The following is a 22,318-nucleotide window of genomic DNA, read 5'->3' on the forward strand; positions in this document are numbered from 1 at the left end:
CGTTACTCCAGCGCTGCCGCAACCAGTTCGGCGACGTCCAGCACTTCCGGACGGGGGCCAACCACGCCTTCGAGCATCGCCGTGCAATTCGGGCAGCCCACCGCAACGATCTCGGCGCCTATCGTGCGGGCGTCGTCGATACGGATGTCCGGAATGCGTTTCTTGCCGGGAATGTCGGTCAACGGCGCACCGCCACCGCCTCCGCAGCACCGTCCGCGCAGGCCGTTGCGTTCCATTTCGACCACCTTGATGCCGATGCTCTTCAGCAACCGGCGCGGTGCTTCGGTCTCGCCGTTATAGCGGCCCAGATAGCACGGGTCGTGATACGTGATCTTGCGGTCCGCGAACGCGGCAACCGCCTTGGGCGACAGCTTGCCGCTCGCCACCAGTTCTTCGATCAGCGCGGTATGGTGCTGCACCTCGTAGAAACCACCGAGTGCGCGGTATTCGTTGCGTAGGCTGTGCAGCACGTGCGGATCGGCGGTAACGATCTTGCGGAATGCGTACTGCGAGAGCGTGCCGATCAGTTTCGCTGCGAGTTGCTGGAAAGTGGCTTCTTCGCCCAGACGCCGGGCCGTGTCGCCGGTATCGGTTTCGACGCCACCGAGCACCGCGTAGTCGATTCCCGCCCGATTCAGCACCTTGACCAGCGCGCGCAACGTACGCTGATAGCGCATGTCGAACGCACCTTCGCCGGCGATCAGCAGCACATCTACCGGGCGCCCGGGTTGCGCGACCTGGACTTGCAGATCGACGGCCCAGTCGTAACGCGCACCGATGTCATAACCGTTCGAACTGCCGGTCTCACGCAGATTCGCGAGCGTGATGGGGCCTTTGCCAGGTACGTTGCCTTCGACCAACGTCTGGTTGCGGCGCATATCCACAATCGCGTCGACGTGCTCGATCAACATCGGGCATTCCTGCACGCAGGCACGGCAGGTGGTGCACGACCACAAGGTATCCGCTTCGATCAGGCTCGACACGAGCGGTTTGCCCGGCGCACCGCCGTGTTTGCCAACGGGAATGCCGGGGGTCGGACTGCCCGCGTAGGCCTCGTCCGTGCCGCCGACCATGCCGGTGACCAGATCCTGAATCAGCTTCTTCGGATTGAGCGGCTGCCCAGCGGCAAACGCGGGGCATGCCGCTTCGCACTTGCCGCACTGCACGCAGGCGTCGAAGCTCAGCAACTGGTTCCAGCGGAATTCGACCGGTTTGCCCACGCCGTATTCCTTCGCGTCAAGCTGCGGCACCTTCAATGCGGTCGGCGGCACGACGTCGTTGTCGTTACGCTCGGCGAAGCGCTCCTGACGCGGGTGAAACGCGAGGTGCAGCAGACCGGCGAGCGCATGCTTCATCGGGCCGCCGCGTGCTGCGCCGAACGTCATCGTGAACGCGCCCACCGCGATCAGCAGCGCGACGATAATTGCGAGCGCTCCCGACATCGCCGCGGCCGGCAGCGCGATAAACAACGCCAAGCCGAGCGCGAACGACCCGAGCAGCAGCGGCAGATGATCCCAGGGTCCGCGGGAGAGTCTTGCCGGCACGGCCTTCGCACCATGCCGCCGGCGCCAGACGAACACTGCGCCGACCAGCATCACCAGCGCCGCCAGAAAGATCAGCTTGTCGAGCCACGGCGAATAGATCGCGAGACCATAGTTGACGAACACCAGCGCCATCGCCAGGATCGCGCCGCCCGCGGTCGCCACGTGCGTCTTCGCGATGTACGGGTCGCGCGCAACCACATGGTGCAGGTCGACAAAGTAACGCTTCGGAATTGCCAGCAGATTGGTCCAGCCGTACGCGCCCGCCGCCGTGGCGCGGCCTTCGCGCCAGTACGCGGCGCGCTTGACGAGCGCGAACGCCAGACCCGCCACCGACAACCACAACAGGACGGTGATGACAAACACGGGGCTCATCGTCAGAAATCCTTGCAAAGGCGCAGCGCGTCGTAGATCGCGCCGTGAATGTTGTGCATGGAAATGCAGTCGCCGACGCGGAACAGCAGGAAGCGGCCGTTGCCGAGTTCTTCGCTGAGCGACGGTTGCGGCTCGGACGCGAAGAGCTTGTGCACATCCACCTGGCCGCGATTCACCGATTCGGGCTTGAGCGCCCAGTAGAGCTGGTCGTTCGGCGTGCTGCCGTTCTCGATCACCACCTGATCGACCGCGCGCTCTTCCTGCTCTTCGGTGTACTCGTTGCGGATCACGGCGATCTTCTTGCCGTCTTCCTCGTAGACCTTGTCGAGCCAGTAGTTCGGCGTATGAATCACGCCTTGCGCGTAGAGGCGGCGATAGAAGATCGGGAACGTGGTGCCGCCGACGTCATCGGCGACCTTCACGTCAGGCGTCACGATCTCGACGTTCGAGCCGCGGCTCGACATGAAATCCGCGACGCCCGCACCGGCGTGGGTGCTGACGCCGTCATACACCAGCACGTTCTTGCCCGGTTCGACCTTGCCCGACAGCACGTCCCATGAACTGACCGCGAGCCCCTCTTCGACACCCCATGCCGCGACTTGCGACGTGAACGACGAACCGCCCGTGGCCAGCACGACGATGTCCGGTTTCTCGGCCATGATGGTTTTTTCGTCGGCGGCAACCCCGAGGCGGCGATCGACGCCAAGACGCTTCGTCTCCATATCGAACCAGCGCACAATGCCTGCCATCTGCTCGCGTTGTGGCGCTTTCGCCGCCAGCATGATCTGGCCGCCCACGTAGTCGTTCTTCTCGAACAGCACCACGTCATGACCGCGCGATTTCGCCACGCGCGCCGCCTCCAGTCCGGCCGGCCCCGCACCGACCACGACCACTTTGCGCTTCGGCCCACGCGTCTTCGCGATCACGTGCGGCATGGTTTCTTCACGCGAGGTCGCGGCGTTCTGCACGCACAGCACGTCCAGTCCGTTGTACTGGCGGTCGATGCAATAGTTCGCGCCGACGCATTGCTTGATCTCGTCCTCGCGGCCATCGCGAATCTTGATGACCATATGCGGATCGGCGATCTGCGCGCGCGTCATACCGACCAGATCGACCATGCCACTCGCCAGCAGGCGCTCCGCCTGACCCGCGTCGCGAATACTTTGCGCGTGCATTACCGGCAATTTCACCACCGACTTGATCCCCGCCGCGAGATGCACGAACGGTTCGGGCGGCAGCGCCATCGGCGGCATGCAGTTCGCCAGCGTGTTGTGCGTATCCGCGCCGGAACCGATCACACCGAGGTAATCGATCAGGCCGGTTTCGCTCATCGCCTGGGCGATCTCTTTCAGTTGCTCGTGATCGAGACCGTCCTCGTGGAATTCATCGCCGCACATGCGCAGACCGACGCAGAAATCCGCGCCCACCGCTTCGCGCACGGCCTTCAACACTTCGGTGCCGAAACGCAGACGGTTTTCGAGCGAGCCGCCCCATTCGTCGGTGCGGAAATTCGTGCGCGGACTCCAGAACTGATCGATCAGATGCTGGTGGGCCGCCGAAATCTCGATGCCGTCCATCCCCGCGTCCTTCACGCGCTTCGCGGCCGCGGCAAAGTCCGAGATGATGCGGCGAATCTCTTCCACTTCAATGATCTTCGCGTTGCCGCGATGCACCGGCTCGCGCACGCCGGAAGGCGACATCAGATGCGGCCAGTGTTCGCCATGAAACGCCGAACGGCGGCCCATATGCGTCGCCTGAATCATGATCTTCGCGCCATGCCGGTGCATCGCTTCGGCCAGCCGCGCGAGCGGATCGACGATCTTGTCGGTCGAGAGATTCACCGACTTCCACCAGCCTTGCGGGCTGTCGATCGACACCGGGCTCGAACCACCGCACACGGCAAGGCCGACGCCACCCTTGGCCTTCTCTTCGTAGTAACGGATATAACGGTCGCCGGGCAGACCACCCGGCTCCGCATACACCTCCGCGTGCGCGGTGCTGACAATGCGGTTGCGCAGTGTCAGCTGGTTCAGCGTGAGAGGCTTGAAAAGGTTCGGGTAACGCATCGCGATCGACCTCGGAATGAATAGGCAGTGTGCGGCTTGGTGCGCGTTGCGGTTACGACGCGAGCGGCGCCACTTCGAACACGCAGTGATCGTGGCCTTCGGCCGCGCAGCGCGCTTCCTGCGAATGGGACGGCGGACCCTTGCGCTGCCCAGCCGGCGCGGTATCGTTGACCCAGTCCATCGCGCCCGCGAACCAGCCCGCGAACATGTAGCAAAGCTTGCCCTCCTTGCCCGGCTGCGCGAGCACGAACGACGAGTGGTGCAATTCAATGCGGGCCCGCGAGCTGGACGGATCGGCTTCCGTGATCTTGAAGAGACCCCAGCCGCGTTGCGACAGACGGTTCAGGTAGTGCTCGAACACCGCCATGCCGGCAATGCCGTGCTGTTTTGCTTCCTTGTCGCACCAGAAATATGCGGACTTGTAGCCGGCCTTGTAGAGAATCCCGGCGTACGCGTCGCGGCCGAGTGCTTCCTCGACGGCCGTGTGATTGTTCGTGAAGAAGTGGCGCGGCACGTACAGCATCGGCAGCGCATCAGTAGTCCAGACGCCGGTGTTCGGATCGACGTCGATAGGCAGTTGGGGTTGCATGTGGGGGCTCCGTTTTTATAGGTTCAAGTTCGGTGAATGAAGAATCAGACCTTCCACACTTCGCCGAACACCCGCACCCAGTTTTCACCCATGATCTTCTTGATGCGGGTTTCGCTCCAGCCGGCACGCTCCATCGCGGCGGTCAGGTTCGGAAACTCGCCAATCGTGCGAATGCCTTCCGGGTTCACCACCTTGCCGAAGTTCGTCAGTTGGCGATAACGGCCCTTATCGTGCGTGATCCAGTCGAAGAACTCGGTGCTATAGCCTTGCGTGAAGTCCGTGCCGATACCGACCTGATCTTCGCCGATCAGATTCACCACGTATTCGATTGCTTCGATATAGTCTTCGACGGTCGCGTCCGGGCCGCGCTTCAGGAACGGGGCGAACATCGTCACGCCGACGAATCCGCCTGCGTCGGCGATCTCTTTCAGCTGCTCGTCGCTCTTGTTGCGCGGATGCTCTTTCAGCCCCGACGGGCAGCAATGCGAGTAGCACACCGGCTTGTTCGAGGCCGCGATCGCCTCAGACGACGTCTTGCCGCCCACATGCGAGAGATCGACCATGATGCCGACGCGGTTCATCTCCTGAATCACCTCGCGGCCATAGCCCGACAAACCGCCGTCGCGTTCATAGCAACCTGTGCCGACCAGGTTCTGCGTGTTGTAGCAAAGCTGGACCACGTTCACGCCAAGGTCTTTGAACGCCTCGATATAGCCGAGGTTGTCTTCGAACGCATGCGCGTTCTGAAAACCGAAAATGATGCCGGTCTTGTTCTCTTTCTTCGCGCGAAGGATGTCGTCGGTGGTGCGCACGAGCGTCAGGATTTCGCCGAACTCGCGGATCTGCTGCTTCATCTCGGCGATGTTGTCGACGGTCTTCTGGAAGCTTTCCCAGACCGACACCGTGCAGTTCACCGCGGTCACGCCGCCCTTGCGCATGTCTTCGAACACCGAGCGCTCGAACTTCGAAATGTTCAGACCGTCGATGATGATGCTGTTGTCGTGCAGAGTGCTCATCGTTTGCTCCAGGCGTGCTTAGTAGATGGGAAAGCGTTCGCACAGCGCGAAAATCTCGCGGCGCACGCGTTGTTCGGTGGCGGCATGACCTTCCGGGTGATCTCGCAGCGCGTCGAACACCTCGACGATCAGCCGCCCGACTTCGCGGAACTCGCTCACGCCGAAGCCGCGCGTCGTGGCCGCCGGTGTGCCGAGGCGAACGCCGGAGGTGACGGTCGGCTTCTCGCTGTCGAAAGGAATACCGTTCTTGTTGCAGGTGATGCCCGCGCGTTCCAGCGCCTGCTCGACCTGATTGCCCTTGAGGCCCTTTGGACGAAGATCGACCAGCAACAGATGGTTATCCGTGCCGCCCGTCACCAGATCGACGCCGCCCGCTTTCAGCACCTCGCCGAGCACCTTCGCATTGGCCAGCACGTTGTCGATGTAGGTCTTGAAGCCCGGTTGCAGCGCCTCGCCGAACGCCACCGCCTTGCCGGCGATCACATGCATCAGCGGGCCGCCTTGCAGGCCGGGGAACACGGCAGAGTTGATCTTTTTGGCAATCTCTTCGTCATTCGTCAGGACAAAGCCGCCTCGCGGACCGCGCAACGTCTTGTGCGTGGTCGACGTAACGACGTGTGCGTGCTCGACCGGATTCTGGTGACGCCCGGCCGCGATCACCCCGGCGATGTGTGCCATATCCACCATCAGCTTCGCGCCCACACCGTCGGCGATCGCGCGCAGCCGGGCGAAATCCAGTTCACGCGGATAAGCCGAGAAGCCGGCGATCAGCAGCGCCGGTTTATGCTGCTGCGCGAGTTCCTCGATCTGCTCGTAATCGATCAGCATCGTGTCGCGATTCACGCCGTACTGGACCGCGTTGAACCACTTGCCCGACATCGCCGGCTTGGCGCCGTGGGTCAGGTGGCCGCCGGCATCGAGCGACATGCCGAGCACCGTGTCGCCGGGCTTGACCAGCGCGAGCATCACCGCTCCGTTAGCCTGGGCGCCCGAATGCGGCTGCACGTTGGCGAATTTCGCGTTGAACAGTTGCTTGATCCGGTCGAGGGCCAGCGTTTCGATCACGTCGGCGTATTCGCAACCACCGTAGTAGCGCTTGCCCGGATACCCTTCCGCGTACTTGTTGGTCAGCACCGAACCCTGCGCTTCGAGCACCGCGCGCGACACGATGTTTTCCGACGCGATCAGTTCGACTTGCGACTGCTGGCGCTCCAGCTCTTTCAAAATGGCGCCGCGCACCGCCGCATCACGCGTGGCGAGCGATTCTTCGAAGAAAGGATTCGGGTTCGACATGGTAGGTCCGTGAGGAGGTTGGCGATGGGCCGCAAGCGGCTCTCGGGCGGGCTAACAAGCCCTGCTGTCACCGCTCTGCATTGGGTCTATTCTTGACGTTAGCCCCGCGCGCCAATTTACGAATTCAGACGCGTTCTTTGCCTTTTCCGCCATTCGCGTCCTTTTTCGACAAGTCGCGATGAGAGGTTTCGAACGGTCGTTAGCGATTCGCGTTTTTGCTGCACTGCAACTGACCGTCGTGCGCGGTTCGGGTGCGTAGGCGGGCGCTGACGGCTCCGTTCTGGTGCCGTTTGTTTAGCTATCCGTCTTTATTGATGGGCAACTGAGGGTTTAGCCTGATGGCACGTTAGTTGCGCCCGTCCTCAAAATTGCAGCAGTCGCTGCTCCCCACGGCGACGCGACATTACAGATTCGAAGGAATCATTTCCCCCATGTCCACCGATCGCACGGCGTCGTTGTCGCACTTTGCATTCATGCCGGTGCCGAACTTCACGATGATCGCGTTTACCAACGCGATCGAAGTTCTCCGCATGGCGAACTACCTGACAGGGCAAACACTTTACCGCTGGTCGATCGTGAGCCCCACAGGCGGCCCGGTGACGGCGAGCAATGGCCTCGCGGTCGATACCGGACCGGTCGAATGCGTCGGTCAACCGGATATCGTATTCGTGGTTGGCGGTATCGACGTGCAGCGCGCGACCACCGCCGAGCATCTGATCGCACTGCGCCGCTTCGCCCGCATGGGCAGCGTGCTCGGCAGCCTGTGCACCGGCACTTACGCGCTGGCGCGTGCCGGCTTGCTGGCCGGTTACGCGTGTGCGATTCACTGGGAAAACATGTCGGCGCTCAAGGAGGAGTTTCCCGACACGCGCTTTCTGAAAGAACTGTTCGTGATCGATCGCGATCGCGTGACCTGCACGGGCGGTGTCGCCCCGCTCGACATGATGCTCAACCTGATCGCGCCGCGCGTCGGCACGGCACGGGTCACGCAGATCGCCGAGCAGTTCATCGTCGAACATGTGCGCGATACGAGCGCACAACAGAAAATGCCGCTGGTGGCGCGGCTCGGTTCGGCCAACAAGTCGCTCTTCGAAGTGATCGCGCTGATGGAGAACAATATCGAAGAGCCGCTTTCGCGCGAAGAGCTCGCACGGCTCGCCGGCATGTCGCAACGGCAATTGCAGCGCCTGTTCCGCGAGCATCTGGGCATGACTCCCACGCATTACTATCTGACGCTGCGCCTGCGGCGCGCCCGTGAATTGCTGCTGCAGACCGACATGTCGATCATGCATATCACGATGGCTTGCGGCTTCCAGTCGGCTTGCCACTTCTCGAAGAGCTATCGCGACGCGTTCGGCACCGCGCCGACGCGCGAACGGCGCAAGCAGGCCCCCTCCCTCGCCGCCGCGCCTGTCATGGCGGCGTGATTCGCGGTCGGCGTTTCAGTTAAAGGCGGCACGGCTGGCCAGACGTGCGCGCCGGATCGTATCGCCGTCGTTGTGCATGCGTTGAAGAACAAACAAGGCATACACCGCGACGCCGACGTCAGGCCGCTTTCAACAGCCCATGCGGGTCGATCACAAACTTCTTCGGCGCACCGCCATCAAATTGCCGGTAACCGTCCGGGGCCTGGTCGAGCGAAACGACCGTCACGTTGACGATATCCGCAATCGGCAAGCGGTCCCACAAGATCGCCTGCATCAGATTGTGGTTGTACTTCATCACCGGTGTCTGCCCCGTGTGGAACGAGTGTGACTTGGCCCAGCCGAGACCGAAGCGGATGCTCAGACTGCCTTTGCGCGCAGCGGCGTCGGTGGCGCCCGGATCGTCCGTCACGTAAAGGCCCGGAATCCCGATCGCACCCGCGGCCCGGGTGATTTCCATCAGCGAATTGAGCACGGTGGCCGGCGCTTCCTCATGCGAACCGCTGCTGCCGTGACCGTGTGCCTCGAAGCCGACGCAGTCCACCGCGCAGTCCACTTCCGGCTTGCCGAGAATCTGTTCGATCTGCTCGCCGAGCGTAGCGTCCTTCGACAGGTCGATGGTCTGGAAACCCATCTTGCGAGCATGCGCGAGCCGCGCCTCGTTCATATCGCCAACGATCGTGCAGGCCGCGCCCAGCAAACGCGCGGAAGCGGCCGCCGCCATGCCCACCGGTCCGGCACCCGCAATGTAGACGGTCGCGCCAGGCTTCACGCCTGCCATCACCGCGCCGTGATAGCCGGTCGGCAGAATGTCGGACAGGCACGTCAGATCGCGGATTTTCGACATCGCTTGCGCGTAGTCGGGGAATTTCAGCAGATTGAAGTCCGCGTACGGCACCAGCACGTACTCGGCCTGGCCGCCGATCCAGCCGCCCATGTCGACGTAGCCGTAGGCGCCGCCGGCCCGTGACGGATTCACGTTCAGGCACACGCCGGTATGTTGCGCCTTGCAGGTCGGGCAGCGTCCGCAAGCAACGTTGAAAGGCACCGACACCAGATCGCCGACCTTCAAGGTTTCGACGTCGCGGCCCACCTCGATCACCTCGCCGGTGATCTCGTGACCGAGCACGAGGCCGACCTCGGCCGTCGTGCGGCCACGCACCATGTGCTGATCGGAACCGCAAATATTCGTGCTGACCACCTTCAGGATCACGCCATGGCCGATTGACCGGCCACGCGGATCGACCATCTTCGGAAAGTCGATCGATTGCACCTCCACCTTGCCCTGCCCTAGATACACGACACCGCGATTGCTGCTCATTTGCCTGTCTCCATGTTCTGTGAGCGGCGCGCCCGATTCGATGTGGCGCGCCGTTCAACGAGCGTAGCGCCCGCTGAAACAAAGGACATGTACCGAACGCGACACGGGTTTGGCTGGAACCGACACGCCGGGCGCAACCCGTGCGCGCGCTGATGCAACCCGTTTTTTATTGATTGACCGTTCAATATAAAAAAACTAACATGCCCCAATCGAATACCTGGGTGGGCTGCCTGCGCCCGCCGCCTCCAGCACCATGCCCAAACTCGGAATGCGCGAAATCCGCCGCGCTCAACTGATCGACGCCACCCTGCTGACCATCGACCAAACCGGTCTGGCCGGCGCCACGCTCGCGTCGGTTGCGCAGCGCGCGAGCATTTCCACCGGCATCGTCAGCCATTACTTCGGCGACAAGGACGGCTTGCTCGAAGCCACCATGCGCCATGTGCTGCGCGATCTGTGGCAAGCCACGTCGAGGCGGCGCAGTGCGGCAAAGGCGGATCCCCGCTCGAAACTGCGCGCGGTCGTTGCGGCGAATTTCGACGCCGAACAGACCAGCGGCCCGGTCATGAAAACCTGGCTCGCGTTCTGGTCCGAGAGCATGCACAAGCCGCACTTGCGGCGGCTTCAATACGTGAACACCCGGCGCCTGAATTCGAACCTGTGCGCGGACTTTTCCAAGGCGTTGCCCCGTCCGGCGGCGCGCCGCGCGGCAAGCGGCCTCGCGGCGCTGATCGACGGGCTATGGCTGCGCGGCGCGTTGTCCGGCGAGCCCTTCGATACAAAGGCCGCGCTGCGCGTGGCAAACGACTACATCGATCTGCTGCTGGAAGCACGCGACTAGCACACGTCCAGAGCGGCGACATTTTCAGAAAAGGAGCAAGTCATGGCGGTATTCGCAACGCAACGTCTTTACATAGGCGGCGGCTACGTCGACGCGACCGGTGGCGAAACTTTCGATACGGTCGACCCCGCCACCGGCGAAACGCTCGCGACCGTGCAACAGGCCTCGGCAGCCGACGTGGATCGCGCCGTGCAATCCGCGCGTGCCGGTCAACGCGAATGGGCCGCGCTCACGGCAATGCAGCGTTCGCGCATTCTGCGCCGCGCGGTCGAACTGCTGCGCGAGCGCAACGACGAACTCGCCATGCTCGAAACTCGCGACACCGGCAAGGCGATCGCGGAGACCCTGGCGGTCGATATCGTCACCGGCGCGGACGTGATCGAGTACTACGCGGGCCTGGCTACCGCGATCGAAGGCCAGCAGATTCCGTTGCGGCCGTCGTCGTTTGTTTATACGCGGCGTGAACCTTTGGGCGTATGCGCCGGCATCGGCGCATGGAATTACCCGATCCAGATCGCCTGCTGGAAATCGGCACCCGCGCTAGCGGCCGGCAACGCGATGATCTTCAAGCCGAGTGAGGTCACGCCGCTGTCCGCCTTGAAACTCGCCGAGATTTATACCGAGGCCGGCGTACCGGCCGGCGTCTTCAACGTCGTACAAGGCGACGGACGCGTGGGTGCGATGCTCGCCGCGCATCCCGACATCGAAAAGATCTCGTTCACCGGCGGCGTTGAAACCGGCAAGAAAGTGATGTCGCTGGCAGGCGCCTCGTCGCTCAAAGAGGTGACGATGGAACTGGGCGGCAAATCCCCCCTGCTGGTCTTCGACGACGCCAACCTCGAACGCGCCGCCGACATCGCAATGAGCGCCAACTTTTTCAGCTCCGGTCAGGTGTGTACCAACGGCACACGTGTCTTCGTGCAGCGCAGCGTGCTGGAACGGTTCGAAGCGCTGGTGCTGGAGCGCGTCAAGCGGATTCGCGTCGGCGCGCCCACTGACGCCGATACCAACTTCGGTCCGTTGGTCAGCGCCGCGCAATTGCAGAAAGTGCTGGGCTACATCGAAAGCGGCGTACAGGAAGGCGCGCGGCTGCTTGCCGGCGGCAAGCGGCTCACACAAGGCCATTTCGGCAACGGCCAGTATGTCGAGCCGACGGTGTTCACCGGCTGCCATGACGAGATGCGGATCGTGCGTGAAGAAATCTTCGGCCCCGTTATGAGCATTCTCGTTTTCGACGACGAAGACGAAGCGATCTCGCGAGCGAACCACACCGCTTACGGTCTTGCCGCGGGCGTCGTCACCGAGAACCTGGCGCGCGCGCATCGCGTGATTCATCGTCTCGAAGCGGGTATCTGCTGGATCAATACGTGGGGCGAGTCGCCGGCGGAAATGCCGGCGGGCGGCTACAAGCAGTCGGGCGTGGGCCGTGAGAACGGCATCACCACGCTCGAACACTACACGCGCACCAAGTCCGTGCAGGTCGAACTCGGCCCGTATCAACCGGTGTTCTAAGGAGAGGTGGCAATGGCTTCGAACGAATACGACTACATCATCGTCGGCGCAGGGTCGGCGGGCAACGTGCTCGCCTCGCGGCTGACCGAAGACGCGGACGTGACCGTGCTGCTGCTCGAAGCAGGCGGCCCCGACTACCGTTTCGATTTTCGCACGCAGATGCCCGCGGCCCTCGCCTATCCGTTGCAGGGCCGGCGCTATAACTGGGCGTACGAAACCGATCCCGAGCCGCATATGAACAACCGGCGCATGGAGTGCGGGCGCGGCAAGGGGCTCGGCGGTTCGTCGCTGATCAACGGCATGTGCTATATCCGCGGCAATGCGCTCGATTACGACAACTGGGCAGCACGCCCCGGACTGGAAAACTGGACCTATCTGGATTGTCTGCCGTATTTCCGCAAAGCCGAGACGCGCGATGTCGGCGCAAACGCGTATCACGGCGGCGACGGCCCGGTCCATGTGACGACCAGCAAGCCGGGCAATAATCCCTTGTTCGCCGCGATGGTCGAAGCCGGCGTGCAGGCGGGTTTCCCGCGTACCGACGACCTCAACGGCTATCAGCAGGAGGGCTTCGGCCCGATGGATCGCACGGTTACGGCGAACGGCAGACGCGCCAGCACCGCGCGCGGCTATCTGGATCGCGCGAAGACCCGTCCGAATCTGACCATCGTGACGCATGCCATGACCGATCGCGTGCTGTTCTCGGGCAAGCGTGCGATTGGCGTAGCGTATCTGCATCATGGCAATGCCGTCACTGCGCACGCACGCCGCGAGGTGCTGGTATGCAGCGGCGCGATCGCTTCGCCGCAATTGCTGCAACGCTCAGGCGTTGGCCGCTCGACGTGGCTGCGCGAACTCGACGTGCCGCTGGTGCACGATCTGCCTGGCGTCGGCGAAAATCTGCAAGATCATCTGGAGATGTACATCCAGTACGAATGCAAGGAACCGGTCTCGCTATATCCCGCGTTGCAATGGTGGAATCAGCCCGCCATCGGTCTTGAATGGATGCTTAACGGCACGGGTATCGGCGCGAGCAATCAGTTCGAAGCAGGCGGCTTCATCCGTACCCGCGACGACGATTTGTGGCCGAACATCCAGTATCACTTCCTGCCTGTGGCGATCAACTACAACGGTTCGAACGCCATCAGGATGCACGGCTTCCAGGCGCATGTCGGTTCGATGCGCTCGCCAAGCCGTGGCCGCGTGAAGCTCAAATCGCGTGATCCTGCCGCGCATCCGAGTATTCTGTTCAATTACATGGCCGATCCGCTCGACTGGCGTGAATTCCGCGACGGCATCCGCATTACGCGCGAAATCATGCGGCAGCCGGCGCTCGATCGTTACCGCGGCCGCGAGCTGAATCCGGGCGCGGAGCTGACCACCGACGAGCAACTCGACACGTTTGTGCGGATGCGGGCGGAGACGGCATTTCATCCGTCGTGCTCGTGCAAGATGGGTTATGACGATATGGCCGTGGTGGATAGCGAGGGCCGCGTGCACGGCATGCAAGCGCTGCGCGTCGTCGACGCGTCGATCATGCCGCAGATCACAACCGGCAATCTGAACGCGCCGACGATCATGCTGGCGGAGAAGATCGCCGACCGGATTCGCGGACGGGATGCGCTAGCGCGGGTGGAGACGCCGTACTTCGTGGCTCGCGGCGTGGCGTCGAGAAAACGCGAAGCTGCGGTGGTTTAGTCCCCGCCAGGACAATCAATCACTCGCGCGCAGGACTCAACATCCCCTGCGCGTCCGCCTCTTCGGCTTCGGACACCAGCGTCTCCAGCGCCAGCCCACGCGTCTCGATGCCCATGATCCACACTGCCGCCGCGGCGATCACGAAGCACATCGCGCCAAGCGAGAACACGCCACCTTGCCCGAACATCGGCAGCACCACGCCGACTACATAAGGGCCGATCAGCGACCCCACGCGACCAATCGCCGATGCAAAGCCTGAACCTGTCGCCCGCGCGCCCGTGCCATAAAGCTCCGGCGTATAGGTGTAAAGGACTGCCCACATCGCAAACATAAAAAACTGCATCGCAAGACCGGCACAGATCAGCAAGGTCGGCGTTTGCGCGTGCAGCGCGGTTTGTCCATAGACGTAGGCCATCACCGCGCTGCCGGCCAGCGACGCGATACAGGTCGGCTTCCTTCCCCAGCGTTCGACCAGCCACGCCGCGCAGATGAAGCCGGGAATCCCGCCGAGCGAAATCAGCACCGTATACAGCACCGACTTCGTCACTGCAAAGCCTGCCTGTTGCATCAAGGCGCCGAGCCACGACGTGAGCCCATAAAATCCGAGTAATGCGAAAAACCATAGCGTCCACACCATGATCGTGCGGCGCCGGTAGGCCGCGCTCCAGATCTCGCGGAACGCGCTCGTGCCCTTCGCGGCCGGCGGTTCCTGCAACATCACCGGCGCGCGCAACTGGCTCAGGCCGGCCGCTTTCATGACCTTTACTTCAACCTCGGCGAGGATCTTGTCCGCTTCGGCGAGGCGCCCGCGATGTTCGAGCCAGCGCGGCGATTCCGGCACGACGCGGCGCACGATCAGCACGAACACGGCGGGAATCGCCAGCAACGCGAACTCGGTACGCCAACCGAACGTCGGCAACACGAAATACGACACCACGCCCGCTGTGATGAAACCAAGCGGCCAGAAGCCATCCATCAGCGCGATCAGCCGGCCCCGCGAGATTGCCGGCACAAACTCGGACAACAGCGTCTGCGCAATGGGAAACTCCATGCCCATGCCAAAGCCCAGCAGCACGCGATAGAAAATCAGTGCCTCGACACTCTGCGCGGTCGAGCACAGATATGACGCCAGCCCCCACAGCACCATGCTCCACTGAAACACCGGACGCCGGCCGAAGCGGTCGGCCAGCAATCCGGCGACGGCCGCGCCGATCACCATGCCGAAGAAGCTCGCACTCGCAACCAGCCCTGTCGTCGCACTCGACAAATGGAATTCGCTTTTGATCGAGCCGAGCACGAAGGTCATCGTGCCGAGATCGACGGAGTCGAAAAAGAATGCGATCGCGATGATGATGAAGATGGTCCGGTGATATCCGGAGAACGGCAGTCGCTCGAGTCTGGCGGCTGCGCTCGCGCGAGGCTGAAAAGCGGTAGACATGTCATCCCCTCGTTGATGCGGCAGTTGCCGCGTGGACGTTCCGATCAGTGCATTTCAGTAGACGCCGACATAATTCGGCCACATAGAAGAAATACGTCATCGGGATGGAACGGGGACGTCGTTCGCTCAATACGTCCGCTCAATACGTCCGCTCAATGCGTGCGTTCAGGCACGGGGGTGCAGGCGCGCCCGCTACGGCCGAAGCCGTGCACGCGCTGCGCCGGCAATACGCGCGAGCACGTCCGCACTCAGGCGAGCGGCAATTTTCTCGACGTATTCGTGATGCCGCGACTGTAGCGGCGCACCCAGTTGCTGCGCGAGGAGATAACGGATCAAGGCGATGCGCCGGTGCCGCAACTCGATACTCTGATCGAGCAGCGCGAGTGCGGCGTGGGCATCGCCCTGTTGACACGCGCGCTCGGTGAGACGCGCGGTGGCTAGACGTGTCGACGTCATGTCAGTCGGTGTCCGGAAGAACCGCGAACGGTGCCCTGATAAGACACCGTTCGCCGCACATCACGACATGAGCGGCTCAGCCGCGTCGAGCATCATCTTGACGAAATAGTCCGCGAAGCTGCGGCGCACAACGATATCGAAGCTGTCGGCGCCGGTGGGCAACAGCGTCATCGAGGCCTTGAAATAGTGGCTCTGCGCGCACTGCCCTTCATCGAACAGTTTCGGGTGCAGATCGAGCGGACAACCGCGTGCCAGCACTTCACGCGTGCGCGTGCCGCTGATTTCGAGCACCGTATAGCCGCTGCCGATATCCACCGCCGACGCGAACACGCCCGTGAATGCCGAGCCGAGCTTAGCCTGCAAGGGTGCGGTGCGGGTTGCGTCGTGCGCTGTCGCCGAACGCACCAGCCATTCGTCCGGACCGAGCCACAGCATGTCGTAGCCATTGCCGCGCGCCAGGGTGTTCGCCTTCTCGGGCGGCCGGCAGCCGAGCACGCTTTCCACCGCGCTCACGAACGCCGCGTCGCGCGTGTCGCCACGCACACTCACCAGTTCCAGGAATGGCCGCTCATTCAGGCGGAACGCAGCCGACGCCGTTGCCTGATGCTTCTTCAGCAGCGCATCCACACCCACCAGCGGCGACTCCTGCCACACGCCCGTTTGCTCGCCGACAGCGCGGCTCACCGCCGACACCGTTCCTCTTGTTTCATTCCACATGTTGACGTGCTCCTTCGCTGTCGTAGAACACCGAGCTGGTGATTCTGGCTGCAATCTGCTTGCCGCTGGCGAGCGGGATCGTGACCGTTTCGCCAATCTTGTCGAGACCGCCCTTCACCACGGCCATGGCAATCGAGCGCTTCAGAATCGGGCTGTAGTAGCTCGACGTGACGTGGCCGAGCATCGGCGCGGTATCGCCCTGGAACGGACCGGCGACGATCTGCGAGCCCTCGGGAATCACGAACGAGGGATCGTCCGGGAGCAGCCCGACCAGTTGCTTGCGCCCCGCCTTTGCGGTGTCCGTTCGCGTCAATGAACGCTTGCCGAGAAAATCTTTCGACTTCGCGACCAGCCCACCCATTCCCACGTCATACGGCGTCATCGAACCGTCCGTGTCCTGGCCCACGATGATGTAGCCCTTCTCCGCACGCAGCACGTGCATGGTTTCCGTGCCATACGGCGTGATGTCGAACTCCGCGCCGGCAGCCATCAGCGCTTCCCACACCGCGCGGCCCACATTCGCGGGTACGTTCACTTCATAAGCCAGCTCGCCGGAGAAACTGATCCGCATGACGCGCGACGCCGCGCCCGCCACGGTACCTTCGCGATAGCTCATGAACGGAAAGGCCGCATTCGCGAAGTCGATGTCCTGGCACACCTTCTGCAAGACCTTGCGGCTGTTCGGACCGACCACGGCAAAAGTTGCCCAGTGATCCGTCACGGAAGCAAGCCGCACGCGCATGTCCGGCCACTCGGTTTGCAGCCAGCGTTCGAGCCACGTGAGCACGCGTGCCGCGCCGCCGGTGGTGGTGGTCATCATGTAGTGCTGGTCGGCGAGTCGCACGGTCACGCCGTCGTCGAAGATCATGCCGTTTTCGTCGAGCATCAGACCGTAGCGGCACTTGCCGACTTCCAGCTTGCTCCACGGATTCGTATAGACCCAATTCAACAGCTTGGCCGAATCGGGCCCCTGAATGTCGATCTTGCCGAGCGTCGAGGCGTCGAGAATCCCCACGCTTGTCCGTACCGCCAGCGATTCGCGCGCCACGGCGGCATGCATGTCCTCACCCGGTTTCGGGAAGTACCACGGGCGCTTCCAGTTGCCGACGTCCTCGAACGCCGCACCGTTCTCCACGTGCCATTCGTGTACTGCCGTCTTGCGTACCGGATCGAGAAACTCACCCAGTTCGCGGCCGGCGAATGTGCCGAACGTCACCGGCGTGTAATTCGGACGGAAGGTCGTCGTGCCGGTTTCGGGAATCGTCTTGCCGAGCGCCTGCGCGAGAATCGCCATGCCGTTGATATTGCCGAGCTTGCCCTGATCGGTACCGAAGCCCATCGCCGTGTAGCGCTTCACGTGTTCGACCGATTCGAAGCCTTCACGCGCAGCCAGAAAGATATCGGCTGCCGAGACGTCGTTCTGAAAGTCGACGAACTGCTTCGGTCCGCGCGTTGCGAGCTCGCGGCCGCCGACGAGCCACAGCGGTTGCATCTTCGCTTCGGTAATCTCGGCGATCTGCACCGGATTCGGCCGCGCAACGATATGGCCCGCCGCACGCGCCGCCTCGACACCGGCGTCGACGGCAAAGCGGATGCCCTGTCCCAGTGTGAAGTCGCCGGCACATGCACCGACGCTCGTCTCCGCCTGCATCGCCTTGCCCGGCACGAAGCAGGCCTTGCCGTCATGCCAGTGCGCCTTGCCGCCCGACTGGGCGAACAGGTGCAGCACCGGGCTCCAGCCACCGGACATCGCCAGCAGATCGCAAGGCAGATCGCTCTGCTTCGCGCCAACCTGTCCGTTCGAATACGAGGCCACCTCGACCGAGGCGACCCGCAGCTTGCCGTGCGCCGCGGTCACGGCCACACCGTTCATCACCTTGACGCCATAGCGGCGCGCGAGCGCGGGCAACGAACCCTTCGATTCACCCGGACGCGGATCGACGACCGTCACCTGAGCGCCGGCCGCTTTCAGATCGAGCGCGCATTGATAACCGTCGTCGTTGTTCGTGAACACGACGGCATTGCGGCCCGGCAGTACCGCATAGCGATGCAGGTAGGTCGACACCGCCGAAGCCAGCATCACGCCCGGCAGATCGTTGTTGCCGAACACGATCGGCCGCTCATGCGCGCCGGTTGCGAGAATCACGCGTTTCGCGCGGATCTTCCACATCAGTTCGCGCGTGCCCTTTCTCTGCGAAACCGGCAGATGTTCCGTGAGCCGCTGCGTGACGGTGATGAGGTTGTGGTCCTGATAACCGAATGCCGTGCTGCGGCACAGGATTTTCACGTCGGGCATCTGCCGCAGTTCGTCCTCGATCTTGTGAACCCATTGCAGCGCCGGCTTGCCGTCGATCTCCGCGCGGCACGACAGCAGCGAGCCGCCGAGTTCCGGCTGATCGTCGATCAGCGTCACGCGTGCGCCGGACAATGCCGCCGCATGCGCGGCCGCCAGACCCGTCGGGCCGCCGCCGACCACCAGCACGTCGCAATGCGCAAAGCACTTGTCGTAACGATCCGCATCGGTTTGCTCGGGCGCCTTGCCGAGGCCGGCCGCATCGCGGATCACTTCTTCGTACTTCGGCCAGAATTTGCGCGGCCACATGAAGGTCTTGTAGTAGAAGCCCGCCGGAATGAAGCGAGCGAACTTCTGGTTGATCGCCATGCGATCTTTCTCGATGCTCGGCTTCGCGTTCACGCTGGTCGCGACGAGTCCCTGATACAGCTCCACTTCGGTCGCACGCGCGTTCGGCACCGTATACGCGTCGGTTTCGAGCTGCACGATCGCATTCGGCTCTTCCACACCCGCCGTCACGATGCCGCGCGGCCGGTGATACTTCCAGCTGCGCGCCACGAAGTGTTCACCGTTCGCGAGCAGCGCGGAGGCGAGCGTGTCGCCCTGATAGCCCTGGTATTTGCGCCCGTTGAACGTGAAGTTCAGTACGATCGCGCGGTTGATGCGCCCGCCGCTGGGGAGTCGGTCTTGCTGGCTCATGGTGCCTTGCCCTCGTTTGCCTTGCCTTGTGCGTTTGCCTCATTGACGTCCAGCGTGAGCAGCGGACGCTCGAAGGTCTCGTAGCCCTGAATCTCGTAGCTCACCGTGTCGCGCTGCGCCTTGAACCAGCGGCGGCATCCTTGCGCGTGCATCCATTGCTCGTGATGCACGCCGCGCGGATTCTTGCGCATGAACAGGTAGTCGCCCCATTCCTTGTCGGTGAGTTTTTCCGTATCGAGCGGACGGGCAATATCCGCTTCGCCGCCGCAAGAAAATTCGGTTTCGGCGCGCGGCCCGCACCATGGGCATTCGATCAGCAGCATCTGGTTTTCCTCGGCGTCAGCGTTAGTGGGCAACAGCGGCAGCGCCGTGTTCGTCGATCAGGTGGCCGGTGTAGAACCGGTCCAGCGAGAACGGCGCATTCAGCGGATGCGGTTCATCTTTCGCGATCGTGTGCGCATAGGCCCAACCCGAGCCGGGCGTCGCCTTGAAGCCGCCCGTACCCCAGCCGCAATTGAAATAAAGCCCCTTGACGTCGGTCTTGCTGATGATCGGGCACGCATCCGGCGACACGTCCACGATGCCGCCCCACTGGCGGTTCATCCGCACGCGCGAGAACACCGGGAACATTTCGACGATCGCTTCGAGCGTGCCTTCGATAATCTGGAAACTGCCGCGCTGACCAAAGCCCGTGTATTGATCGACGCCCGCACCGATCACCAGATCGCCCTTGTCGGATTGACTGATGTAGGCATGCACCGCGTTCGACATCACCACCGTATTGACGACCGGTTTGATCGGCTCCGACACCAGCGCCTGCAACGGATGGCTCTCGAGCGGCAAGCGGATGCCGGCCATGTCGGCGAGCGTGGACGTATTGCCTGCCGCCACCACGGCGACCTTCTTCGCCTTGATGAAGCCCTTGGTGGTATCCACACCGACCACCTGGCTGCCGTCGCGGCGAATCCCCGTGACCTGGCAGTTCTGCACGATGTCGACACCATGCTGATCCGCGCCGCGTGCAAAACCCCAGGCCACCGCATCATGCCGAGCCACACCGCCGCGCCGCTGGATCGACGCTCCGAGCACCGGGTAGCGGCTATTCAGATTGATGGTCGGCTCGATTTCCTTGATCTGCTCCGGCGTCAGGAACTCGGCATCCACACCGTTCAGCCGGTTTGCATTCACACGCCGTTCTGTATCGCGCACGTCCTGCAGCGTATGCGCAAGATTCATCACACCGCGCTGGCTGAACATCACGTTGTAGTTGAGGTCTTGCGACAGACCCTCCCACAGCTTCATCGCCTTTTCGTAGAGCGCGGCCGATTCGTCCCACAGATAATTCGAGCGCACGATCGTCGTATTGCGCGCAGTGTTGCCGCCGCCGATCCAGCCTTTCTCCAGCACGGCGATATTGCGCACGCCGTGCTCTTTCGCGAGGTAATAGGCAGTGGCGAGACCATGCCCGCCGCCGCCGACGATCACGACGTCGTACTCGCGCCTGGGCTCCGGGCTCTTCCACTGACGCTCCCAGTTCTCGTGATACGACATCCCGTTGCGCAACAGGCTGAATATCGAATAGCGGCTCATCGTTGGTCCTTTGGGTCCTGTTGTTACTCTTTGATTCCTGATTCGCTCAACACTCGATGACGTTCACGGCAAGACCGCCGCGCGACGTCTCCTTGTATTTGGTCTTCATATCCGCGCCGGTTTCGCGCATGGTCTTGATCACGTTGTCGAGCGACACATAGTGCTGGCCGTCGCCCTTCATCGCCATGCGCGCGGCGTTTAGCGCCTTGATCGCGCCCATGGCGTTGCGCTCGATGCAGGGAATCTGCACGAGGCCGCCAACCGGGTCGCAGGTCATGCCGAGGTTGTGTTCCATGCCGATTTCGGCAGCGTTTTCCACTTGCGTCGGCGTGCCGCCCATCACGGCGGCGAGCGCGGCCGCGGCCATCGAACAGGCCACACCCACCTCGCCCTGGCAGCCCACTTCCGCACCCGAGATCGAGGCGGTTTCCTTGTAGATGATGCCGATCGCGGCAGCCGTCAGCAGGAAGGTGACGATGCCTTCGTCGTTCGATGCATGCATGAACTTCACGTAGTAATGCAGCACCGCGGGAATCACGCCGGCCGCGCCGTTGGTCGGCGCCGTGACGACGCGCCCGCCCGCCGCGTTTTCTTCGTTCACGGCCATCGCGTAGAGATTGACCCAGTCGAGCATTGACAGCGGATCGCGCAACGACTCTTCCGAGCGCGAACGCAATTGCGCGCAGAGATCGGCGGCGCGGCGCTTTACGTGCATCGGACCCGGCAGTTCGCCACGCACCTTGCAGCCACGCTCGACACACGCCGACATGACGCGCCAGATCGTCAGCAAGCCTTCGCGCACGTCCTGTTCGGAGCGCGACGCGCATTCGTTGCGCAGCGTCACCTCCGCGATCGACAAGCCGGTTTCACGGCACACCCGCATCAGATCGTCGCCGGTGCGAAACGGATACGGCACGTCCACGCCGGCGCGCAGTCCGTTGACGCGATCGCCTTCGCGATTGATCACAAAGCCGCCGCCGATCGAGTAATACTCTTTCTCCACCAGCAGTTGGCCGTTTTCGTCGAAAGCCTGAAAACGCATGCCGTTCGGATGCACGATGCTCGAACCCGGCGCGCCAGGCATCAGCTTGCGGAAGAAGCCCAGTTGTTCGCGCTCGTCGAATTTGACCGGGTGCTTGCCGAGCAGCATCAGTTGCTTTGTTTCGCGAATCGCCCGCAAGCGCGGTTCGATCACGTCCGGGTCGATCAGATCGGGCAGATTGCCTTCGAGGCCGAGCAGCACCGCTTTGTCCGTGCCATGCCCCTTGCCGGTCGCGCCAAGCGAGCCGAACAGTTCGACCTTGACGCGGCGCACGAAGCCAAGCAGATTGGCGTCCTCGATATGCGAGGCGAAGCGGCACGCAGCGATCATCGGCCCGACGGTGTGCGAGCTGGAGGGACCGATGCCGATCTTGAACAGATCGAAAACGCTGACGTTCATGGTGTGCC

The 22,318-nt window shown here is 62.9% G+C and carries 17 protein-coding genes; 4 read left to right on the forward strand and 13 right to left on the reverse strand.

Going from position 1 to position 22,318, the window contains the following annotated elements:
- Window positions 1–2 precede the first annotated feature (2 nt).
- Genes GH665_RS30135 through GH665_RS30155 form a run of 5 tightly spaced genes read right to left on the reverse strand, consistent with a single transcriptional unit; the run spans window position 3 to window position 6,880 of the window.
- Complete coding sequence (locus GH665_RS30135; RefSeq protein ID WP_153140836.1) at window positions 3–1,916, reverse strand: (Fe-S)-binding protein; 1,914 nt, start codon at window positions 1,914–1,916, stop codon at window positions 3–5.
- Between the two features lie 2 nt (window positions 1,917–1,918).
- Complete coding sequence (locus GH665_RS30140) at window positions 1,919–3,982, reverse strand: NADH:flavin oxidoreductase (RefSeq protein ID WP_028194441.1); 2,064 nt, start codon at window positions 3,980–3,982, stop codon at window positions 1,919–1,921.
- A gap of 52 nt (window positions 3,983–4,034) precedes the next feature.
- Entirely contained in the window at window positions 4,035–4,571 is a 537-nt protein-coding gene (locus GH665_RS30145) for a DUF5943 domain-containing protein (RefSeq protein WP_153140837.1), read from the reverse strand.
- A 44-nt stretch (window positions 4,572–4,615) separates the two neighbouring features.
- A complete protein-coding gene (locus GH665_RS30150; RefSeq protein WP_153140838.1) occupies window positions 4,616–5,587 on the reverse strand; it encodes a dipeptidase in 972 nt (323 codons plus the stop codon).
- A gap of 18 nt (window positions 5,588–5,605) precedes the next feature.
- Window positions 5,606–6,880, reverse strand: coding sequence for a serine hydroxymethyltransferase (locus tag GH665_RS30155; RefSeq protein ID WP_153140839.1), 1,275 nt, complete (start codon window positions 6,878–6,880; stop codon window positions 5,606–5,608).
- A 431-nt stretch (window positions 6,881–7,311) separates the two neighbouring features.
- Here GH665_RS30155 and GH665_RS30160 point away from each other — a divergent pair, with 431 nt between their 5' ends.
- Entirely contained in the window at window positions 7,312–8,307 is a 996-nt protein-coding gene (locus GH665_RS30160) for a GlxA family transcriptional regulator (protein ID WP_030100598.1), read from the forward strand.
- 118 nt (window positions 8,308–8,425) lie between these two features.
- Here the strand turns inward: GH665_RS30160 and fdhA are convergent, their stop codons facing one another.
- Entirely contained in the window at window positions 8,426–9,625 is a 1,200-nt protein-coding gene (fdhA, locus tag GH665_RS30165) for a formaldehyde dehydrogenase, glutathione-independent (protein ID WP_093644447.1), read from the reverse strand.
- A 253-nt stretch (window positions 9,626–9,878) separates the two neighbouring features.
- On the opposite strand from fdhA, the gene betI reads away from it, so the two are divergent.
- The 3 genes from betI to betA are packed head-to-tail and all read left to right on the forward strand — an operon-like array spanning window position 9,879 to window position 13,676.
- Window positions 9,879–10,466, forward strand: coding sequence for a transcriptional regulator BetI (gene betI / locus GH665_RS30170; protein ID WP_153140840.1), 588 nt, complete (start codon window positions 9,879–9,881; stop codon window positions 10,464–10,466).
- Between the two features lie 42 nt (window positions 10,467–10,508).
- Window positions 10,509–11,978, forward strand: a complete 1,470-nt coding sequence (gene betB / locus GH665_RS30175; protein WP_153140841.1) for a betaine-aldehyde dehydrogenase — start codon at window positions 10,509–10,511, stop codon at window positions 11,976–11,978.
- Between the two features lie 12 nt (window positions 11,979–11,990).
- Window positions 11,991–13,676, forward strand: coding sequence for a choline dehydrogenase (gene betA / locus GH665_RS30180; protein WP_153140842.1), 1,686 nt, complete (start codon window positions 11,991–11,993; stop codon window positions 13,674–13,676).
- Window positions 13,677–13,695: 19 nt separating this feature from the next.
- On the opposite strand, the gene GH665_RS30185 is transcribed toward betA, so the two are convergent.
- The 7 genes from GH665_RS30185 to GH665_RS30215 all read right to left on the reverse strand — a co-directional run bounded on the left by GH665_RS30185 (window position 13,696) and on the right by GH665_RS30215 (window position 22,310).
- Window positions 13,696–15,114, reverse strand: coding sequence for an MFS transporter (locus tag GH665_RS30185; RefSeq protein ID WP_153140843.1), 1,419 nt, complete (start codon window positions 15,112–15,114; stop codon window positions 13,696–13,698).
- 192 nt (window positions 15,115–15,306) lie between these two features.
- Complete coding sequence (locus tag GH665_RS30190) at window positions 15,307–15,570, reverse strand: SET domain-containing protein (RefSeq protein ID WP_030100604.1); 264 nt, start codon at window positions 15,568–15,570, stop codon at window positions 15,307–15,309.
- 60 nt (window positions 15,571–15,630) lie between these two features.
- Window positions 15,631–16,287 (reverse strand): sarcosine oxidase subunit gamma, encoded by a 657-nt coding sequence (locus GH665_RS30195; protein ID WP_153140844.1) that lies wholly within the window; start codon window positions 16,285–16,287, stop codon window positions 15,631–15,633.
- Window positions 16,277–19,279 (reverse strand): sarcosine oxidase subunit alpha family protein, encoded by a 3,003-nt coding sequence (locus tag GH665_RS30200; protein WP_153140845.1) that lies wholly within the window; start codon window positions 19,277–19,279, stop codon window positions 16,277–16,279. The genes GH665_RS30195 and GH665_RS30200 overlap by 11 nt, the downstream gene beginning before the upstream one ends.
- Window positions 19,276–19,602 carry a sarcosine oxidase subunit delta gene (locus GH665_RS30205; RefSeq protein WP_153142370.1) on the reverse strand — a complete coding sequence of 109 codons (327 nt, stop codon included), beginning with the start codon at window positions 19,600–19,602 and terminating at the stop codon, window positions 19,276–19,278. Before GH665_RS30205 ends, GH665_RS30200 begins: the two co-directional genes overlap by 4 nt.
- A 22-nt stretch (window positions 19,603–19,624) precedes the next feature.
- Window positions 19,625–20,869, reverse strand: a complete 1,245-nt coding sequence (locus GH665_RS30210) for a sarcosine oxidase subunit beta family protein (RefSeq protein ID WP_028194427.1) — start codon at window positions 20,867–20,869, stop codon at window positions 19,625–19,627.
- Window positions 20,870–20,915: 46 nt separating this feature from the next.
- Window positions 20,916–22,310, reverse strand: coding sequence for an L-serine ammonia-lyase (locus GH665_RS30215; protein ID WP_153140846.1), 1,395 nt, complete (start codon window positions 22,308–22,310; stop codon window positions 20,916–20,918).
- Window positions 22,311–22,318 lie beyond the last annotated feature (8 nt).

Origin of the sequence: Paraburkholderia agricolaris (genome assembly GCF_009455635.1) — a bacterium.
GTDB classification, from domain to species: domain Bacteria; phylum Pseudomonadota; class Gammaproteobacteria; order Burkholderiales; family Burkholderiaceae; genus Paraburkholderia; species Paraburkholderia agricolaris.